Source organism: Amycolatopsis anabasis (genome assembly GCF_009765355.1).
In the GTDB taxonomy this organism is placed as follows: Bacteria; Actinomycetota; Actinomycetes; order Mycobacteriales; family Pseudonocardiaceae; genus Amycolatopsis; species Amycolatopsis anabasis.
The window spans coordinates 369,334-388,691 of record NZ_VTHK01000002.1; the positions used below are offsets into that span (position 1 = coordinate 369,334).

Consider the following 19,358-nt stretch of genomic DNA (forward strand, 5'->3'; position numbering starts at 1 on the left):
ATGGAGCCTGAATCAGCCAGCGCAGGGGCGTCGGCTGCGGACGTTTCGCCTGGCCTCGCGGCTACGAGGCCATCCGGGGTCGGAGCGTTCGGGTTGTTTCGCTGCACACGCGCATCCGCCTGCCCTGACCGGCGGCTGGACGCCCCGGACCCGTCGCCAGGCAGGGGCCGGTATGGCGTGGTCCTCCCCTTTCGTCGAGCTGGCGGGCACGCTCGGTCCCTGGGCATTCGCCGCGCTGCTCGGATTCCTGGGCCTGGGCAAGCTCGCGGTGCTCGTGTGGCGGTTCCTCCTCGTGCGCCGCGTGCTCGAAAGCGCCCCGGTGCGGCAGGGCAAGGACGTTCGCGTGCGGGTGCCCGGTCTGCGCCCGTTCGAGATCGAGGTGACCTCCGCCGGGCAACCGCGTGAACCGGATACGCCCTAGGCGTTCACCTCCATTCGTGCGTTCGGGTCGACCGCGTGCTCGGGCAACCGCGGACTCAGCCAGCGCAGGCCGGCGGCGGACAGCCCGGCACAGGCGGCGACCAGCAGCCAGGGCGCCCAGACGGCCACCGAGAACAGCGCGACCACCGCGGGCGCGACGATCTGGGCGCCGGTGAAGGCGTACTGGAAGGCGGCGAGATACCGGCCCCGGACCGCGGGCGGGGCGACCGCTTCGGCGATCGCGTTCGCGCGGATGCCGAAGACCAGGCTCGCGGCGGAGAACACCAGCGTGCAGGCGAGCAGGTAACCGGGCAGCCAGCCGGACGGAAGCACGGTCGCGAGGAGGCTGACCGCGCACCACACGGCATACCCGATGGCGCCGAGGGCCATCGCCGTGGTGCGCCGGAACCGCCGGGTCGCCCGCAGGGCGAGCGTTCCGGCGACGCTGCTGATCGCGGTCGTCAGCGCGAGGATCGCACCGGGCAGCCACGGCGGCCCGCGGAGCTGGTCGAGGACGTAGACCGGAATGCCGACCAGGAAGAAGTCCATGCCCAGGCCGAACAACCCGCTGATCGCGATCAACGCCAGAAAGGGGCGGTCCCGCAGCGGTCCCGCCGCCTTCGCCTGTTCCGCTTCGGTGGCTTTCCGGTGGCGCACGCGCAGCAGCAGCGCGAGCACCAGCGCGGCGATCACGAACGTCACCGCGTCGGCGGCCACCGCGATCCGGTAGGCGACCGGTCCGGCGCCGGTGAGCAGCGCGCCCACGACCAGCCCGCCGATGCCGAACCCGGCCGAGCGCACCATGGACACCAGCGCGAACGAACGGTCCCGGGGACCGTCCCCGGAGACGTCCGCGATCAGGGCGAACAGGGCGCAGTAGAACAACTGCTGACCGGCCGAGAGCAGCACCGCCGCCACCACGACCAGCCCGGCACCCTCCGCCACCAGATAGGTGAGCGCACCCGCCGCCTGCACGAACTGCGCGGCGATCACCACCGCACGCGGCCCGGCGCGGTCGACGAACCGGCCCGCGAGGGGCGGCACCAGCAACCCGGCCAGCATGCCGACCGTCACCGCGGTCCCGGCCTGCCCGAGCGGCAGGCCGACCACCTGTGTCACGTAGACCACCGCCAACGGCAGGAACAAGCCCGAGCCGAAGTTGTCGATGCCCAGCGCGAAGAGCAGCGCGATCCGGTTCCGGGCCATGGCTCATTCCTCCGCGCGTCCGCGCGTCCGCGATCGTGTCGCCAGGGCGCGATTTGGGAGCGCCTCGCACATCGGGGGAATCATGGCGATTAGTTCTTGCTCGCCAACGCGAACGGGAGGACCGACGAGGCGCCCGCCTGGAACAGCAGCCGGGCCGCCAGCGTCATGGTCCAGCCGGTGTCGACCAGATCGTCGACCAGCAGGATCGGCCCGTCGGCCGCGGCGACCGCGGCGGCGACCTCCTCGGACAGGGCGAGCCGCCGCCACAGATCCGCCACCCGCTGCGCGCTGTTCGCCTGGCGCGGTGGCCCGCCGCGCACGTCGAGCATGCCCAGGAAGCGCAGCCTGCCGATGGCGGCGATGCGTTCGGCGAAACCGCGCACGAGCCGGGGCCGGGTCACCGAAGGGATGCCGACCACCGCGACCGGCCGCTGAGGCCAGTCCCACGCCGCGAGGACTTCGACGCAGGCCTGGAACACCGAGTCGGGGACCTCGCCGTCCCGCGCGGCCGTCCCGACCAGCTCGCGCAGGCGGCCGCCCCAGCCGAGGTCGGTGAGCCGGCCGAGGACACGCCCGGTCTCCGCCTGTTCGCCCTTCGGGATCCGCCCGGACAGCGGAACGTCCAAAGTGGACATACCACTCGGCCACTGGCGGCGCGGGCCCAGTTCTACCCCGGGCCGCCCGAGGCGTTGCCCGGTGGCCGCCACGGCGTCCGCGCTGACCTCCGCCGACCGGTGAGTCCCCGTGCAGTTGTCGCACCGGCCGCAGGGGGCGGCATGCGGATCGTCGAGCTGCCGCAGCAGGAACTCCATGCGGCAACCGGTGGTCGCCTGGTAGTCGAGCATGGCCTGCTGCTCGGCCCGGCGCGCCTGCTCCACCCGCTCGTAGCGCTCGGCCTCGTACCGCCATTCCCGTCCGGTCGCCTCCCAGCCACCGCGGACCCGGCGGACCGCGCCGTCCACGTCGAGCACCTTGAGCACCATCTCCAGCCGTGACCGGGACAGTTCGACCGTGGGTTCGAGGGCGGCGGTCGAAAGTGGACGGTCGGCGTAGGCGAGCGCGTTCAGGACCTGCGTGACGCGCCCCTCGTCCGGGAAGGCCAACGAGCTGAAGTACTGCCAGATCTCCCGGTCCTCCTTACCGGGCAGCAGGACCACCTCGGCGCGCCGGACCCCGCGCCCGGCCCGGCCGACCTGCTGGTAGTACGCGATGGGCGAGGACGGGGCCCCGAGATGCACCACGAAACCCAGATCCGGTTTGTCGAAACCCATGCCGAGCGCGGACGTGGCGACCAGCGCCTTGACCCGGTTCGCGAGCAGATCGTCCTCGGCCGCCGCGCGCTCGGCCGGTTCGGTCTTCCCGGTGTAGGCGGCCACCGGGTACCCGCGTTCGTTGAGCAACCCGGCGACGTCGTGCGCGGCGGCCACGGTGAGCGTGTAGATGATCCCGGAGCCGGGCAGGTCCGCCAGGTTCTCGGCGAGCCAGGCCAGCCGGGCTTGGAAATCGGGCAGCCCGACGACCGCGAGGTGCAGGCTCTCCCGGTCCAGCGGCCCGCGCAGGACCAGCGTGTCGCCGCCGTTGCCGATGCCCAGTTGTTCGGCGACGTCGGTGGCCACCCGATCGTTGGCGGTGGCCGTCGTGGCGAGCACCGGGACGCCGTCGGGCAGGTCGGCGAGCAGGGTGCGCAGCCGCCGGTAGTCCGGCCGGAAATCGTGCCCCCAGTCGGAGATGCAGTGCGCCTCGTCGACCACCAGCAATCCCGCCGACGCGGTGAGCTTGGGCAGGACCGTGTCCCGGAAGTCGGGGTTGTTCAGTCGTTCCGGGCTGACCAGCAGGACGTCGATCTCGCCCGCCGCGATGGCCGCCTGCACTTCGTCCCACTCCTGCGGGTTCGCCGAGTTCATCGTGGCGGCGTGGATCCCCGCCCGGGCCGCGGCGGCGATCTGGTTGCGCATCAGGGCCAGCAGCGGCGAGATGATCACCGTCGGCCCGGCGCCGCGTTCGCGCATCAGTGCGGTGGCGAGAAAGTACACGGCCGATTTGCCCCATCCGGTGCGCTGGACGACCAGCGCGCGCCGGTGCTCGGCGACGAGTGCCTCGATCGCGCGCCACTGGTCGTCGCGCAGGGTCGCGCCGTCTCCCGCGAGGGAGCGGAGCAGTGTCTCGGCCCGATGCCGGAGGGAAGGAATGTCCACGCGACCACCTCTACCGCATCGGCCCGACGATCCTGGCCGGGGTGGGGCGGTTTCGGTACGAGTGGGACTTTCGTGCGGTGATCTGTGACGGGCATCACAAAACGGACCACGTCACGGCACCCGATCGGCCCAGTCACCCCGGTGTTCCGGTCCTCGCGGGGGAGTGACCGGGACCCGGCGGTGCCCCCAGGCCGCCGGTCCGGACGCGGTGCGCGGGAGTCTCCGCCGGGGAGCGGGGAGACGGCCCGCGCACCGCGTTCCGGTGTGCGACTCGCCACGCCGCGGCAAAAACATGATCCGCCGCCGTTCCTGGCACGGCTACGCTCTGTCCATGTCAGCACGCCGCATCGGGGTCATGGGCGGCACGTTCGACCCCGTGCACCACGGCCACCTTGTCGCGGCCAGCGAGGTGCAGGCCCGCTTCGGGCTCGACGAAGTGATCTTCGTTCCCACCGGTCAGCCGTGGCAGAAGTCCAATCGCGAGGTCACCCGCGCCGAGGACCGCTACCTGATGACCGTGATCGCGACCGCGTCCAACCCGGTCTTTTCGGTGAGCCGGGTCGACATCGACCGGGGCGGCCAGACCTACACCGTGGACACGCTGCGCGATCTGCATCAGGAGTACCCCGACGACGAGCTGTTCTTCATCACCGGCGCCGACGCGCTCGAGCAGATCCTCACCTGGCGCAACGCCGAGGAACTGTTCAACCTGGCGCATTTCATCGGCGTCACCCGGCCGGGGTACCACCTGAACGATCACCACCTGCCCAGTGGCAAGGTCAGCCTGGTGGAGGTCACCGCGATGGCGATCTCGTCGACCGGCTGCCGGGAACGGGTGCGCGCCGGGGAGCCGGTCTGGTACCTGGTCCCGGACGGTGTGGTGCGTTACATCGACAAGCGAAAGCTGTACCGGGACAAGGACTGAACCGCCCGGCCGGGCGAAGGGGACCCCGCTCGGCCGATGGCTCGACCTGCCGCTGGACCTCGCCGGGTACTCTCTGCACACGCACCCTTTACCCGAAGGAGCACTGTGGCAGCGACGTCCGAAGCACGAGAGCTGGCGACCGCCGCCGCGCACGCGGCCGCGGACAAGAAGGCCACCGATGTGGTCGTGCTGGACGTCTCGGACCAACTGGTGATCACCGACGCGTTCGTCATCGCGTCCGCGCCGAACGAGCGGCAGGTGGGCGCCATCGTCGACAACGTCGAGGAGAAGCTGCGCATCGCGGGGCACAAGCCGGTCCGCCGGGAAGGCGCCCGCGAAGGCCGCTGGGTCCTGCTCGACTACGTCGACGTGGTGGTGCACGTCCAGCACGACGAGGAGCGCACCTTCTACGGGCTGGAGCGGCTCTGGAAGGACTGCCCGCGGATCGAGGTCACCGGCCTGGAGCACGATTCGTCCGGGGAGGAACCGGCCGAAGGTCGAGGCGCCCCGTGACGTTGCGGCGGCTGGTCCTCTGGCGGCACGGCGAGACCGACTACAACGCCGCGGGACGCATGCAGGGACACCTGGATTCCGCGCTGACCCAGGTCGGCTGGAACCAGGCGAGGTTCGCGGTGCCGGCGCTGGCCCGGTTCGAACCGGATCTGGTGATCGCCTCCGACCTGCGGCGAGCGACCGACACCGCCACCGTGTTCACCGAGGCCATCGGGGTGCCGCTGCGCATCGACAAGCGGCTCCGGGAGACCCATCTCGGGGAATGGCAGGGCCTGACCGGCGCGGAGGTCGACGAGCGCTGGCCCGGTGAACGGGACCGCTGGCGCGTCGACGCCACCTGGGCGCCACCCGGCGGTGAGTCCCGGGTCGATGTGGCGGAACGCGCCCACGAAGTCGTCGCCGACCTGCTGCGCGAAGGCGCGGAGCCCGGTGAGACCGTCCTGCTCGCCGCGCACGGCGGCCTGATCACCGGGCTCACCGCCCGCCTGCTCGGGCTGCCCGTCGAACTGTGGCCCTCGTTCGGCGGGATCGCCAACTGCCACTGGGTCCAGCTCGGGTTGCGGGGGACCACCTGGCGGCTGCTGGCCTACAACGCCGGGATGACCGGGTAGCTCGTGTCCGCTGGCCCGCGCCTGCTGGTGTTCGGCGACTCGCTGAGCTTCCACGGCCCCGATGGCGGGTACCCCGCCGACGACCCCCGGCTGTGGCCGAACATCGCCGCCGCCGCGCTGGGTGGCACCGCGGACCTGGTCGCGGGTATCGGCTGGACCGCGCGGGACGCCTGGTGGGCGCTGACCGGTGATCCGCGGGTGTGGGCCGACCTGCACCACGCCGACGTGGTCGTGTTCGCGGTCGGCAGCATGGACACCCTGCCGTCCCCGTTGCCGACCTACCTGCGCACCGGACTGCGTTACCTGCGCCCCGCCCGCCTCCGCCGGGTCGCGCGGCGCGCGTACCTGGCGGCGCAGCCCCGGCTGGCGGTGGCGTTGCGCGGACGGCCGACCGTGCTGCCGGCGAAACTGACCGTGCACTACCTCGACACCGCCGTCGGCGCGCTGCGGGTCCTGCGGCCGGACCTGCCGATCGCGGGGATCCTGCCCAGCGTGCACCGCGCCGCGTCCTACGGGTACGTGCACACCGCACGGGTCGGCGCGGCGGTGGCGATGGCCGACTGGGCCCGCCGGGCGGAGGTGCCGATGCTCGACCTGGCCTCGGTGGCCGGGCCGCACGTGCTGAGCGGCCAGGGCAATCCGGACGGGATGCACTGGGGCTGGGACGGTCACGCGGAGGTCGGCAAGGCCATGGCGGAACTGCTCGCCCCCTTGCTCGAGCGCTGACCGCACGATCCGCCGGGCGCGCCAAACCCCGCCTTCACGGGGAGGGCTCGTAGGCTGGCGGCCGTGCCGGTCGCCGTCATCACGGACTCCACCGCCCACCTGCCGGAGGGTTTCGCTGCCCGGCACGGGATCCGGGTGGTGCCGTTGCACGTCCTGATCGACGGCGTCGCCGCGCTGGACGGGGTGGACGTCGGTCCCGCCGCCCTGGCCGAGGCGCTCGGTCGCAAGTGCATCGTCACCACGTCTCGCCCGACGCCCGCCGAATTCGCGGCGGCCTTCCGGGCCGCGCTCGCCGACGGCGCGGACACCGTGGTCTCGGTGCACCTTTCCCAGCAGATCTCCGGAACCTGGGAATCCGCCGTGCTCGCCGCGCAGGAGGTGGGGCCCGAACGGGTCCGGGTGGTCGACTCCCGTACCACCGCGATGGGACTGGGGTTCGCCGCACTGCACGCGGCCGCCGCGGCGGCGCGGGGGGCCGGCGCCGAGGAGGTCGAGGCGGCCGCGATGGCGGCGGTCCGGCGGTCGGAGACGCTCTTCGTGGTGGAGACGCTGGAACACCTCCGGCGCGGCGGCCGGATCGGTTCGGCGGCGGCGCTGCTGGGCACCGCGCTTGCGGTGAAACCCTTGCTGCACATGGATGACGGCCAGATCCGGCCGCTGGAGAAGGTGCGCACGATGAACCGCGCGGTGGCGCGGCTGGTCGAACTCGCGGTCCAGGCGGCCGGGGACGACGACGTCGAACTGGCCGTGCACCACCTGGCCTCCCCGGAACGCGCGGTGGAACTGGCCAACCGGCTCGAAGAACGGCTGCCGGGCTCGGGGGGCTGCGTGGTCTCCGAGGTGGGCGCGGTGATCGGCGCGCACACCGGTCCGGGAGTCCTGGGCGTGGTGGTGCAGCGCGGCACCGGTGACCGCGTTTCCTGAGGCGCCTCGTTCACCGGCTCCGCGCCGAACCCACCACGATCGCACACCACCCCGACCGAAACCGGTCGTCCCGGCTCCCCGCCCCCGAGTTGTCCACCGTGCCCCGCTTGTCCACAGCCGAACCGATTCCCCCTGCCCACGCCCACCCCAGTCCCCTAGCGTCGAATGTGTGTTCGAGCAATCATCCCGAGCCCAGGCCCTCCCGTCCCGAGGCTCCGCACCCCGCACTCGCCTCGCTCAACTGGCAGGCGCCGCGCTCGCCGCCCAGGCGCGCGGTGATCCGGCAGCGCCCGCGCGCCCCGGCGGGCTGATCGAGCGCTGGGTGCCCGCGTCCCTGCACGGGGGTGTCGCCACACCCCGGCGGCGGCTGGCGGTGCTGTCGGCGCTCGCCGGGGTCGCGGGGGTCGCCGTCGGCACGGTCCTGCTGTTCGGCGGCACACCCGAGCCGGAGCCACCGCCCCCGTTGCCGGCCGCGCGCGGGGCCGCGGCGCCCGGGGACGCCAAACCCGCCGGCGAGAATGTCGTGGTCAGTGTCGTGGGCAAGGTCGGCAGTCCAGGCGTGGTGACCGTGCCCGGCGGTTCCCGGGTGGCCGACGCGTTGCGCGCCGCCGGTGGGGTGGCCGCCGGCACGGACCTGCGGGATATCAACCTGGCTCGTCGCCTGGTGGACGGCGAACAGTTGTATGTCGGGATACCGGCGCCGCCGGGCATCTCGGCGCCCACGCCCGCCCAGGCGGGTGCGGGCGCCCCGGCTGGCAAGCTCGACCTCAATTCCGCCACCACGAACCAGCTCGACACCCTGCCGGGCGTCGGCGCGGTCACCGCGCAGCGGATCGTCGATTGGCGGACCCAGCACGGCCGGTTCACCGCGGTCGAGCAGTTGCGCGAGGTCGACGGCATCGGAGAAACCCGGTTCAGCCGATTGCGCGAGCAGGTGAGCGTGTCGTGAGCACGCCTCCGGCTCTGGTCGCGCAGCCCGAGCCGCCACTGGTGGTCCGGCACGACTTCCGGCTGGTCCCGGTCGCGCTCACCGCCTGGCTGGGCGCCCTGCTCGGACTGCTCTGGGGCTGGGTGGCCGCGGTGGGATGCGGGGTGGCCGCCGCGGTGGTGGCCGTGGTCCTGTTCCGGTGGTCGCGGAGTGCGCGGCCGTGGTGGCGCGCGGGTGCGGTGGCCCTGATCGTCTGCGGGCTGGTCGTGGCCGTCCCGGTGGCGGTGCGGCTGGCGCAGGCGCACCACGATTCGCTGCGCGGTGCGGCGGAACGCGGTGCGCGGGCCGCGTTGCACGCGACCGTCAGCGAGCGGCCGCGACCGCTGGAGAGCGCGGGTTACGCCGGGCAGCAGGCGGGTGTGCGGTCGGTCCTGATCACCGCCGAGGTGGCGGAGGTGGTCGTCGACGGACATCGGGTCGACAGCACGGGCCGGGTCGTGCTGATCGCGCCCGCGGCGGCGTGGTCCGGGTTGCTGCCGGGGCAACGAGTCGGCGCGACGGGGTCGCTCGCCCCGGCGCGGGGCGGGGAAATGACGGTGGCGGTGGTCTACGTCCGCGGTCCGCCCGCGGACGCGGGCCCGGCGCCCTGGTGGCAGCGAGCCGCCGATTCGATGCGCACCGCGCTGCGGCGGGCGTGTGCCGTGCTGCCGGCGGAACCCGCCGGGCTGTTGCCGGGACTGGTCGTGGGCGACACCAGCGCGTTGCCACCCCGGGTGGACCGCGAGTTCACCGACGCGGGGATGTCCCATCTGACCGCGGTCTCCGGCAGCAACCTGATGATCATCTGCGGCGCTGTTCTGCTGCTCCTGCGGATGTTCCGGCTCGGACCGCGGTTTTCCGCGGTCGCGGCCGGGATGGCGTTGCTGGGATTCGTCGTACTGGCCGGCCCCGAACCGAGTGTGCTCCGGGCCGGGGTGATGGCCGGGGTGGGGCTGCTGGCGATGGCCCTCGGGCGGAAGGGCTCGGCGGTTCCGGCGCTGTCGGCGGCGGTGTGCCTGCTCGTCGTCTGGGATCCGGCGATGGCGTTGAGCTTCGGCTTCGCGTTGTCGGTGGTGGCCACGGCCGGGCTGGTCCTGTTGGCGCCCCGTTGGGCCGAGGCGATGATCCGGCGGGGTGTGCCCGCCGGGTTCGCCGAGGGCATCGCCGTTCCGCTGGCGGCCTTCGTGGTCACCGCGCCGGTGATCGCGGGGATGGCCGGACAGGTCAGCGTGGTCTCGGTGTTCGCGAACATCCTGGCGGCTCCGGTGGTCGTCCCGGCGACGATCCTCGGGGTGCTCGCGACGGTCACCGCCGGCTGGTGGCCGTCGATGGCCGAAGTGCTGGTGCGCGGGGCGGGGCCGGAGGCCGAATGGCTGATCACGGTCGCCCGGCATGCCTCCGGGGTGCCCGGTGCGGTGGTGCCGTGGCCGGGCGGCTGGTGGGGTGGGCTGCTGGCGGCAGTGGTCGCGGTCGTGCTCCTGGCCGCGTTGAGCCGCCGGAGGCTCCGGATCGCGCTCGCGGTGGCGGTGGTCTGCGTGGTGCTGGTCCTGATCCCGGTCCGGGTGGTCGCGCCCCCGTGGCCACCGGCGGGCTGGTCGGCGGTCGCCTGCGACGTGGGCCAAGGCGACGGGCTGGTGCTGTCGGCCGGGGAGCCGGGCCGGGCGGTGGTCGTGGACACCGGGCCCGAGCCCGGGCCGGTGGACCGGTGCCTGGACCGGCTGGGCATCGAGCGGGTGCCGTTGATCGTGCTCAGCCATCTGCACGCCGATCACATCGGTGGGCTGGACTCGGTGTTCGAAGGCCGCGCGGTCGGCGGGGTCGCGGTCGGCCCGGGCCGGTCACCGCCGTGGGCGTGGCGCCAGGTGGCCGAGGTGGCCGCGCGGCGCGGAGTTCCGCTGCTGGAGTTCGCGGTGGGGCAGCGGATGGACTGGCCGGGGCTGGCGCTGGAGGTGCTCGGCCCGCGTTACGTCCCGTCGCGTCCGCGCGACGAGCGGGACGGCACCGGGATCAACAACACGTCCGTTGTGCTGCGGGCCAGTGGCGCGGCCGGGCGGTTGCTGCTCACCGGTGACGTCGAACTGGCGGCCCAGGCCGATCTGCTCGCGGGCGGCGTCGATCTGCGTGCCGACGTGTTGAAGGTGCCGCACCACGGGTCCCGTTACTCGCTGCCCCGGTTCCTGGACGCGGTCGGCGCGCGGCTCGCCGTGGTCAGCGTGGGCGCGGGCAACACCTACGGTCATCCGAACCAGGGCACGCTCGACACGCTGCGCGCTGTGGGCGCCCTGATCACCCGGACCGACACCGACGGCGACACCGCGATCGTCCCCGACGCGCGCGGTCCGTCGATCGTGCGCCGGGGCCGGGCCCGCGGACCCCCGCGATCCCGGCGCTCGATCGTTCAGCCCAGGCTGAGGAAGAAGCCCGCCTTCGCCTCGGTTTCGCTCTTCCAGACGACACCGCGGTTCGCGTTGCCGACATGCACGCCGTACAGCCGATGTCCGGTCGGCACCTCGGTGACGGTGAACCAATAGGTGCCACCCGAACCGCTCGTGAGCGAGCCGACCGCCAGGATCTCGTTCCGCTCGTTGGTCACCTCGACCTGCGCGCCGGAACGAATGTCCTGGTACCCGCCCACCGAGGAATACGCGACCGTGATCGAACCGGAGATGGTGAATGTCTTCGACACCAAGGCCGCGCTGGCCTTCTCAGTACGGGAATGTCCTTTCCCAGCCGTCGAACTGGTTCCAGGAAGGAGTAGCACGAGCGCGATGGCGGCGCCGGTGAGCAGCACGAGCGCGCCCGCGATGACCACGACCACGCGCCGGGATATCGTCATGTCTTGATTCCTTTCAGCGCAACGGGTTTCGCGGGCTACAGGGCGCAGGAGACAATGGCGTAGTCACCGGTGCTGCTGTTCTCCGCGACCACCCGGCCGCCACGCGTGATCTTGCAGGTGATAGTGCCGCCACCCTTGTTCTGCGCGGTCAGGCTCACGCCGGGCGCAGGCCCGTACGCCTCGACGGTTGTGGCCCATTTTTGCCCCTTGATCGCGGTTTCCTGGGCGATCTGGAACAGGGGCTTCATAAAGGTCACGGCGAGGATTCCGGAGCCGGTGGTGGTCACCTCGTAACCGATCTGCTGCGCATTCCGGTCGGTTTCGACTTGGGCCGGAGCCGTGGCAGCCGGAGTCACCGTTGCGGTGGCTGGGTTCTGGCCGCCGTGGGTGATGGTGGAAATGCCGATGATCAGAAACAGGGCCGCGACCGCCGCGGTGATCCAGGGCCACTTCTTTCGCTTGCGGGGAGGTGGATTTTGGGCAGGAGGTACCGAGAAATGAGTGCTCATGGTGGGAAGTCCCGGAGAGGTCTGGGCGTCCCCGGTGGACGCGTTGCCCAGTCCTCGCGGCAGAGCCCGCGGCCGTTAACCGGAAGACGTAGAAAATTCAACCGTTCACCGCATTGGATTACGGTCATTGGTCCCGAAAGCGGGCAAAAAGGCGGGGACCGCCGCGCTAGAGGTGCGCGGCGGTCCCCGGATGAAACTCAGGCCGGGGCGATCAGCCCTCGAGGACCTTGCGGACGGCGTCGGCGGACGGCGGGACGGTGGCGCGCGGGCCGATCCGGTCTTCCAGGGCGTCCAGGGTCTTGAGGCCGTCGCCGGTGATCAGCAGGACGGTTTCCGCGTCCGGGTCGAGTTTGCCGGTCTCGATGAGCTTCTTGGCGGTGGCCACGGTGACCCCGCCCGCGGTCTCGGTGAAGATGCCTTCGGTCCGCGCGAGCAGCCGGATGCCCTCGACGACCTCCTCGTCGCTGACGTCCTCGATCGCGCCGCCGGTGCGGGTCACGGTGTCCAGCACGTACGGTCCGTCGGCCGGGTTGCCGATGGCCAGCGACCGGGCGATGGTGTCCGGTTTCACCGGCTGCACCACGTCGTGCCCGGCCCGGAACGCGGCCGAGACCGGCGAGCAGCCGGTGGCCTGCGCGCCGAACACCCGGTACGGGCTCGCCTCCACCAGGCCGAGTTCGCCGAGTTCGCGGAAGCCCTTGTCGACCTTGGTCAGCTGGGAACCCGAGGCGATCGGCACCACGATCTGCTCCGGCAGGCGCCAGCCGAGCTGCTCGGCGACCTCGAACGCGAGCGTCTTGGAGCCCTCGGAGTAGTACGGCCGGACGTTGACGTTCACGAACGCCCAGTTCTCGTTCTCCGCGGCGAGCTGGGTGGCCAGGCGGTTCACGTCGTCGTAGTTGCCGTCGACCGCGATCAGGGCGCCGTCGTACACGGCGGTGGTGAGGATCTTGGCCCGTTCCAGCGAGGAGGGGATCAGCACGACCGACTCCCAGCCGGCGCGGGCGGCCGCGGCGGCGACCGCGTTGGCCAGATTGCCGGTGGACGGGCAGGCGAGCACCTCGAAGCCGAACTCCCGGGCCGCCGCGAGGGCAACCGCGACCACCCGGTCCTTGAACGAATGCGTCGGGTTGCCGGTGTCGTCCTTCACCCAGATCCGCTTGACCCCCAGTGCCTTGGCGAGCCGGTCCGCGCGGACCAGCCGGGTACAGCCCGGTTCGGTGTTCGGGATTTCCTCCACATTGGACGGAACCGGGAGCAGTTTCTTGTAGCGCCAGATGTTCTTCGGGCCGGCTTCGATGTCCTCGCGGCGCACCTTGCCGAAGTCATAGGCCACCTCGAGCGGGGAGAAGTCCTCCGCGGACACGAACTCGGGGGCGAGGGGCTGGCGGTGACCTTCCTCTTTGGACACCAGTTCCACGGCCGGACCGAGGTCGAGCGCGCGCTTGGTGGTGGAGAGGGCTGCAGTCATCGCGAGGTTCCTTTCCTCATCTGTCCCACTGGCGTGGGCCGGAATTGGCACCGTGATCGCCAGCTACCTCGCGGAATCGAGATGACAGGCTGACGCCGGTTGCCGGGGCTTCGTCGGGCCGTTCCCTCTGCCCCTCTGGATGAGCGGTATTCGGTTGTCGGGGTCGCCGGGCGACCGCCTCGGCTACACCGTACGACATCGCGGTCATCTCCTGCCACACCGGTGGGGCGGAATCACCACAGCGGAGGCATCAACCCCGGTTCTGGCAGGATCGACCCGTGTCCGCACCAGCCACCACGCCGCCGCCGCTGCACCTGGTCCTCGGCGAGGAAGAACTGCTCATCGAGCGGGCCGTCCGGAGCGCGCTCGACGCCGCCCGGCTCGCCGATCCCACCGCCGATCTGACCCGGGCCAAGGTGTCCGACCTCACAGCTCCAGCGCTCGCCGAAATGGTCAGCCCGTCGCTGTTCAGCGAGGGCCGGGTGATCGTCCTGGAGTCCGCGCAGGACGTTTCGCAGGAGATCGCCGACGCCGTACTGGCCTACCTCAAGTCGCCTGCCGACGGTGTGGTCCTCGTCGTCGTGCACTCCGGCGGCGGGCGCAGCAAGGCGGCCAAGGCGTTACCGGCCGCCCTGCGCAAGGCGGGCGCCGAGGTCGTCGAATGCCCGAAGATCACCAAACCGGCGGACCGGGAGGCGTTCGTCCGGCACGAGGTCCGCCAGGCCGGTGGCCGGATCGACGCGAGCGCGGTCGCCGCGTTGATCGACTCGGTCGGTTCGGACCTGCGCGAACTGGCCTCGGCGGCCAGCCAGCTGGTCGCCGACACCGGCGGCACCATCGACGAGCAGGCCGTCCGGCAGTACCACCGGGGCCGCGCCGACGTGACCGGGTTCGCGGTCGCCGAGAAGGCGGTGGCCGGCGACCGGGCCGCCGCGCTGGAGTCGGTGCGCTGGGCGATGCAGATCGGCGTGCCGCACGTGCTGGTCGCCGACGCGCTGGCCGACGCGGTGCGGACCATCGCCCGGGTGTCCGCCGCCGGTCGCGGCAACCCCAACCAGATGGCCGGTGAACTCGGCATGCCGCCGTGGAAGATCCGCAAGGCCCAGGGGCAGTCCCGCGGCTGGGGCGCGGCGGGGCTGGCCGAGGCGATGCAGGTGGTGGCCCGCCTCAACGCCGAGGTCAAGGGCGCCGCGGCGAACGCCGACTACGCCCTCGAACGTGCCGTCCTCGAGCTCGCCGCGGCGAAGGAGATGCGCTGAGGCTGCCCCGGCGAGTGCTCGCGCCCGGCAACACGAAGCCCCCGGTGAATCGGATCACCGGGGGCTTGCGTAGCAGAACCTGGGTCAGAGCTGGTTGACCCGCTTGGCCATCGCCGACTTCTTGTTGGCGGCCTGGTTCGGGTGCAGGACGCCCTTGCTGGCGGCCTTGTCCAGCTTCTGCGCGGCGGCCCGCTGCAGCTCGGTGGCCTTGTCCTTGTCACCGGCGTCGGCGGCCTCGCGGAACTTGCGGATCGCGGTCTTCACCGAAGACTTGATCGACTGGTTGCGCTGGCGCGCCTTCTCGTTGGTCTTGATGCGCTTGATCTGCGACTTGATGTTGGCCACGCGGGCGCTCCTTTGATCATTCGGTACCGGATTCCGTTGCCGCGTCGTGGTGGCTCCGGCGCCCCGGAACGGGGTGGCGGGCTTCCTCCCTGGCGGAATGCCACACGGCAACGAGCGAACAGCATAACAGCGGGGCGTTCGGCCGATCGCGGGTGGTCGCTGGCGTTCAAGATCGCGCGGCGGGTAGCGTGGCGGACGCAGTGCCTAGGGTTCCGCCGCCGGTCTGCTGCCGAGAGTAACCACAACCAGGGTCGGCGGGACTGGTCCGAGCGGCACCATCGGCCGGTAAAGGGGCCCGGTCGTTCATCTGACGGGACAAAAGCCTGGAGGACCCGGTCGGTTTTCGCGCGCGCGAAAACGCCAGAAGGGGTTCCCGGTGCACGGTACGGCTCTCGCTCTGGTCCTGGTCGCGGCGATCGTCCACGCGGGCTGGAACCTCGCCGCCAAGCGGGTGACCAGCGGTGGCGCGCGGTTCGTCTACCTCTACTACTCGGTGTCCGCGGTGGTCTGCGTCCCGCTCGGCGTCTTCCAGATCCTCGCCGAGCATCTGCGCCCGGACTGGACCTGGCTGCTGGCGGCGGCGGTCACCGCGGTGTGCCACGTGCTCTACGGGATCGTGCTGCAACGCGGATACGCGGTCGGCGACCTGTCGGTGGTCTACCCGCTGGCCCGCGGCACCGGGCCGCTGCTCTCGGTGCTCGCCGCGGTCGTGCTGCTCGGCGAGCGGCCCGGCTGGCTCGGGCTCCTCGGCGCCCTCCTGGTGATCGCGGGGGTGCTGGTGATCGGCACCGGCGGCCGGGGCTCGGCGGTGGACCGGCGGGCGCGCCGGGCGGGCATCTTCTACGGCCTGCTGACCGGCGCCACGATCGCCGCCTACACCCTCTGGGACGCCCATTCGGTCAACGCGCTCGCGGTGCCGCCGGTCATCTACTTCAGCGCCGGCGCCGCGTTGCAGAGCGTGCTCCTCGCGCCGTTCGTGCTGCGTGACCGTGAACCGCTGACCGCCCTGTGGCGGGCGCACTGGCGGGAGGTGCTCGTGGTCGGGCTGCTCTCGCCGGTGGCCTACCTCGCGGTGCTGTTCGCCATGCGGATGGCGCCGGTGAGCCTGGTCGCCCCCGCTCGCGAGCTGAGCATCGTGCTGGGCGGGCTCGCGGCGTGGCTCGTGCTGGGCGAGTCCAATCCGGTGCGGCGGCTGGCCGGATCGGTCATCGTGCTGGCCGGGATCACCGCGATCGCCGCCGCCTGAAGATCCGGGCGAGCGGATTCGACAGCGCCCGCGGCGACAGGGTAGGGAGAAAGCATGGACGTGCTGAGCAGCCGGGTACTGCTGAACCCGAAGGATTCCGAGAAATCGACGGCGTTCTACCGGGACACCCTCGGGCTGGCGATCTACCGGACCTTCCCCGGCGGCACGGTCTTCTTCCTGGGCCAGGGGTTCCTCGAGATCGTCGGCCGGGGCAACGCCGGGCCGACGCCGGATGTCGCGCTGTGGCTGCAGGTCCGCGATCTGGACGCCGCGCTCGCCGAACTCCGCGAGAAGGGGCTCAAGCCGGACCGCGAGGCGCGGGTCGAGCCGTGGGGGCTCTACGAGGCGTGGATCTCCGATCCGGACGGGACACGGATCGTGCTGGTCGAGATCCCCGCCGACCATCCACTGCGCACCGACGTGCGCACGCCCTGACGGTCATTCCGCCGGGCGCAGCGCCCGGAACTGCGCGGCCAGCGAACCGGCCACCCCCGGTGGTTCCCACACCCAGGTCTGCAGATCGGTGAACCCCGCCGCGGTCAGCTCGTCGGCGAGTTCGTGGCGCGGCAGCGGCAGCCACCGGTCGTGCGCGGACAGCACCAGCCGCCCGCCCGGCCGCAGCACCCGGTACAGCTCGGCGAACCCGGCGGCGCGGTCGGTCCAGAGCTGGACGTTGTTGACGCTGAGCACGACGTCGGCCGACGCGTCCGCCTCGCCGGTCTCCTCGGCCGATCCGGCGCGCAGCCGGACCTTCCCGGCCTCGATCAGGTCGGCGCAGCGTTCGCGGCAGCGCTCCAGCATCTCCGCCGACGGGTCCACGCCGATCGCGAGCGCGGCCCGCTCCCCGGCCGCGCGCAGCCCGACACCCGGCCCCGGGCCGACGACCAGCACGGTTTCCGCGGTGTCCGGTTTGGCCACCTCCACGATGTGCCGTTCGGTGGCCGCGTTGCCGTGCGCCATCACCGCGCCGCCGAGCCGGCCGAGCAAGCCGCGCGGGTGACCGAACGCCCGGTCGAGTACTTGATCCAGTGAATTACCCATACTTCGAGGTCAGCACGGAGTGCGCGAACTCGCATCGGGGATGACCCGGAATCTCTCCCCGGGCGTCATGGGACGATGGACGGGTCAACCCCGAGCCTTCCCGAGGACACATACGAGTGACAGCGTCCAACTTGTTCGCCGACACCACCTTCACGCCACCGGAGCTCATCCGGAACTTCTGCATCATCGCGCACATCGACCACGGCAAGTCGACCCTGGCCGACCGGATGCTGCAGCTCACCGGCGTGGTCGAGGAGCGGGCCATGCGCGCCCAGTACCTCGACCGGATGGACATCGAACGCGAACGCGGCATCACCATCAAGGCGCAGAACGTGCGGCTGCCGTGGAAGGTGGACGGCAAGGACCACGTGCTGCACCTGATCGACACCCCCGGCCACGTGGACTTCACCTACGAGGTGTCCCGGGCGCTGGAGGCGTGCGAGGGCGCGATCCTGCTGGTCGACGCCGCCCAGGGCATCGAGGCGCAGACGCTCGCGAACCTGTACCTCGCGCTGGAGAACGACCTGCACATCATCCCGGTGCTGAACAAGATCGACCTGCCCGCGGCCGATCCGGACAAGTACGCCGCCGAGCTCGCGCACATCATCGGCTGCGAGCCGTCGGACGTGCTGCGGGTGTCGGCCAAGACCGGCGCCGGGGTGCGCGAGCTGCTGGACGAGGCGGTCCGCCAGGTCCCGCCGCCGGAGGGCGACGCCGATGCCCCGGCCCGGGCGATGATCTTCGACTCGGTGTACGACACCTACCGGGGCGTGGTCACCTACATCCGGGTGGTGGACGGCAAGATCACCCCGCGCGAGCGGATCCGGATGATGTCCACCGGCGCCACCCACGAACTCCTCGAGGTGGGGATCATCTCGCCGGAGCCCAAGCCCAGCAAGGGCCTCGGCGTCGGCGAGGTGGGCTACCTGATCACCGGGGTGAAGGACGTCCGCCAGTCCCGGGTCGGCGACACGGTGACCTCGGAGCGCAAGGGCGCCGCGGAGCCGCTGGCCGGGTACCGCGACCCGAAGCCGATGGTCTACTCCGGGCTGTACCCGGTGGACGGCTCGGACTACCCGGTGCTGCGCGAGGCGCTGGACAAGCTGCGCCTCAACGACGCCGCGCTGGCCTACGAGCCGGAGACCTCGGTCGCGCTCGGGTTCGGGTTCCGCTGCGGTTTCCTCGGCCTGCTGCACCTGGAGATCACCCGGGACCGGCTGGAACGCGAGTTCGGCCTGGACCTGATCTCCACCGCGCCCAACGTGGTCTACCGGGTCATGCTGGACGACGGCACCGAGCACGTCGTCACCAACCCGTCGGACTGGCCGACCGGGAACAAGATCGCCGAGGTGCACGAGCCGCTGTCCAAGGTGACCGTGATCGCGCCGTCGGAGTTCATCGGCGCGATCATGGAGCTGTGCCAGGGCAAGCGCGGCCAGCTGCTGGGGATGGACTATCTGTCCGAGGAACGCGTGGAGCTGCGGTACAACCTGCCGCTCGCCGAGATCATCTTCGACTTCTTCGACTCCCTGAAGTCGCGTACCCGCGGTTACGCGTCGCTGGACTACGAGGAGGCGGGGGAGCAGGTCGCCGATCTGGTGAAGGTGGACATCCTGCTGCAGGGCGAACCGGTGGACGCGTTCTCCGCGATCGTGCACAAGGACGCCGCCTATTCCTACGGCAACCGGATGGCCACCCGGTTGCGCGAACTCATCCCGCGGCAGCAGTTCGAGGTGCCGATCCAGGCCGCGATCGGCGCCCGGATCATCGCGCGCGAGACGATCCGCGCGATCCGCAAGGACGTGCTGGCGAAGTGCTACGGCGGTGACATCTCGCGGAAGCGGAAGCTGCTGGAGAAGCAGAAGGAAGGCAAGAAGCGGATGAAGACCGTCGGCCGGGTCGAGGTGCCGCAGGAAGCCTTCGTCGCTGCTCTGTCCACTGAGGACCCTTCAGACAAGGGCAAGGGCAAGAAGTAGTTCATCGAGCGAACGGACCGCTCATCGCGCCGAGGCGCGGGAAGCCCCGTTCCTGTCGGTGCGGTGTGGTGTCCTCTGGTCAATCGACTGAAAGGAGGGCACCGTGACGGCGAACCACGCACAGCCAGTACCAGCAGACCGCGAAGGTCGCCGGAGATCGGCCGTTCGAAGCGAGCGGGCCGTTTCCG

At 71.5% G+C, this 19,358-nt stretch carries 18 protein-coding genes and 1 riboswitch; of the genes, 12 read left to right on the forward strand and 6 right to left on the reverse strand.

The annotated features are described in order from the left end of the window. The first annotated feature begins 172 nt into the window (after window positions 1-172). Window positions 173-421, forward strand: coding sequence for a hypothetical protein (locus tag FXO23_RS03805; protein WP_158880759.1), 249 nt, complete (start codon window positions 173-175; stop codon window positions 419-421). Here the strand turns inward: FXO23_RS03805 and FXO23_RS03810 are convergent. Both FXO23_RS03810 and FXO23_RS03815 read right to left on the reverse strand, forming a co-directional pair. Continuing rightward, a complete protein-coding gene (locus tag FXO23_RS03810) occupies window positions 418-1,626 on the reverse strand; it encodes an MFS transporter (protein WP_158880761.1) in 1,209 nt (402 codons plus the stop codon). The genes FXO23_RS03805 and FXO23_RS03810 overlap by 4 nt on opposite strands. Window positions 1,627-1,715: 89 nt before the next feature. After that, a complete protein-coding gene (locus tag FXO23_RS03815) occupies window positions 1,716-3,821 on the reverse strand; it encodes a RecQ family ATP-dependent DNA helicase (protein ID WP_158880763.1) in 2,106 nt (701 codons plus the stop codon). 331 nt (window positions 3,822-4,152) lie between these two features. On the opposite strand from FXO23_RS03815, the gene nadD reads away from it, so the two are divergent. The 7 genes from nadD to FXO23_RS03850 all read left to right on the forward strand — a co-directional run bounded on the left by nadD (window position 4,153) and on the right by FXO23_RS03850 (window position 11,018). Next, window positions 4,153-4,746: a nicotinate-nucleotide adenylyltransferase gene (gene nadD / locus FXO23_RS03820; RefSeq protein WP_158880765.1), complete on the forward strand. Its 594-nt coding sequence runs from the start codon at window positions 4,153-4,155 to the stop codon at window positions 4,744-4,746. Between the two features lie 105 nt (window positions 4,747-4,851). Then, window positions 4,852-5,259 (forward strand): ribosome silencing factor, encoded by a 408-nt coding sequence (rsfS, locus tag FXO23_RS03825; RefSeq protein WP_158880767.1) that lies wholly within the window; start codon window positions 4,852-4,854, stop codon window positions 5,257-5,259. Then, the gene (locus FXO23_RS03830) at window positions 5,256-5,870 is read left to right on the forward strand and encodes a histidine phosphatase family protein (protein ID WP_158880769.1); all 615 of its coding nucleotides are present in this window, start codon (window positions 5,256-5,258) and stop codon (window positions 5,868-5,870) included. Before rsfS ends, FXO23_RS03830 begins: the two co-directional genes overlap by 4 nt. 3 nt (window positions 5,871-5,873) lie before the next feature. Continuing rightward, window positions 5,874-6,596: a diglucosylglycerate octanoyltransferase gene (gene octT, locus FXO23_RS03835; RefSeq protein WP_158880771.1), complete on the forward strand. Its 723-nt coding sequence runs from the start codon at window positions 5,874-5,876 to the stop codon at window positions 6,594-6,596. A 63-nt stretch (window positions 6,597-6,659) separates the two neighbouring features. Continuing rightward, on the forward strand, window positions 6,660-7,520 hold the full coding sequence (locus tag FXO23_RS03840; protein WP_158880773.1) for a DegV family protein: 861 nt from the start codon (window positions 6,660-6,662) through the stop codon (window positions 7,518-7,520). A 169-nt stretch (window positions 7,521-7,689) separates the two neighbouring features. Beyond that, a complete protein-coding gene (locus FXO23_RS03845) occupies window positions 7,690-8,469 on the forward strand; it encodes a ComEA family DNA-binding protein (protein WP_246256873.1) in 780 nt (259 codons plus the stop codon). Beyond that, a complete protein-coding gene (locus FXO23_RS03850) occupies window positions 8,466-11,018 on the forward strand; it encodes a ComEC/Rec2 family competence protein (RefSeq protein WP_158880775.1) in 2,553 nt (850 codons plus the stop codon). The genes FXO23_RS03845 and FXO23_RS03850 overlap by 4 nt, the downstream gene beginning before the upstream one ends. Before the next feature lie 340 nt (window positions 11,019-11,358). On the opposite strand, the gene FXO23_RS03855 is transcribed toward FXO23_RS03850, so the two are convergent. Then, window positions 11,359-11,832 (reverse strand): MmpS family transport accessory protein, encoded by a 474-nt coding sequence (locus FXO23_RS03855; RefSeq protein ID WP_158880777.1) that lies wholly within the window; start codon window positions 11,830-11,832, stop codon window positions 11,359-11,361. 211 nt (window positions 11,833-12,043) lie between these two features. Then, a complete protein-coding gene (gene thrC, locus FXO23_RS03860; RefSeq protein WP_158880779.1) occupies window positions 12,044-13,303 on the reverse strand; it encodes a threonine synthase in 1,260 nt (419 codons plus the stop codon). A 13-nt stretch (window positions 13,304-13,316) separates the two neighbouring features. After that, a riboswitch (SAM riboswitch) is annotated at window positions 13,317-13,449 on the reverse strand. 132 nt (window positions 13,450-13,581) lie between these two features. Between thrC and holA the strand changes: the two genes are divergently transcribed. Beyond that, a complete protein-coding gene (holA, locus tag FXO23_RS03865; protein WP_158880781.1) occupies window positions 13,582-14,562 on the forward strand; it encodes a DNA polymerase III subunit delta in 981 nt (326 codons plus the stop codon). An 84-nt stretch (window positions 14,563-14,646) separates the two neighbouring features. Here holA and rpsT read toward each other — a convergent pair whose 3' ends face one another. Beyond that, the gene (gene rpsT / locus FXO23_RS03870; protein WP_158880783.1) at window positions 14,647-14,907 is read right to left on the reverse strand and encodes a 30S ribosomal protein S20; all 261 of its coding nucleotides are present in this window, start codon (window positions 14,905-14,907) and stop codon (window positions 14,647-14,649) included. A 376-nt stretch (window positions 14,908-15,283) separates the two neighbouring features. Here rpsT and FXO23_RS03875 point away from each other — a divergent pair, with 376 nt between their 5' ends. After that, on the forward strand, window positions 15,284-16,153 hold the full coding sequence (locus FXO23_RS03875; RefSeq protein WP_158880785.1) for an EamA family transporter: 870 nt from the start codon (window positions 15,284-15,286) through the stop codon (window positions 16,151-16,153). Window positions 16,154-16,207: 54 nt separating this feature from the next. Continuing rightward, window positions 16,208-16,588: a VOC family protein gene (locus FXO23_RS03880; protein WP_158880787.1), complete on the forward strand. Its 381-nt coding sequence runs from the start codon at window positions 16,208-16,210 to the stop codon at window positions 16,586-16,588. Between the two features lie 3 nt (window positions 16,589-16,591). Here the strand turns inward: FXO23_RS03880 and FXO23_RS03885 are convergent, their stop codons facing one another. Further along, a complete protein-coding gene (locus FXO23_RS03885; protein ID WP_158880789.1) occupies window positions 16,592-17,194 on the reverse strand; it encodes a class I SAM-dependent methyltransferase in 603 nt (200 codons plus the stop codon). Between the two features lie 116 nt (window positions 17,195-17,310). Here FXO23_RS03885 and lepA point away from each other — a divergent pair, with 116 nt between their 5' ends. Beyond that, complete coding sequence (gene lepA / locus FXO23_RS03890) at window positions 17,311-19,170, forward strand: translation elongation factor 4 (RefSeq protein ID WP_158880791.1); 1,860 nt, start codon at window positions 17,311-17,313, stop codon at window positions 19,168-19,170. The last annotated feature ends 188 nt before the right edge of the window (window positions 19,171-19,358 follow it).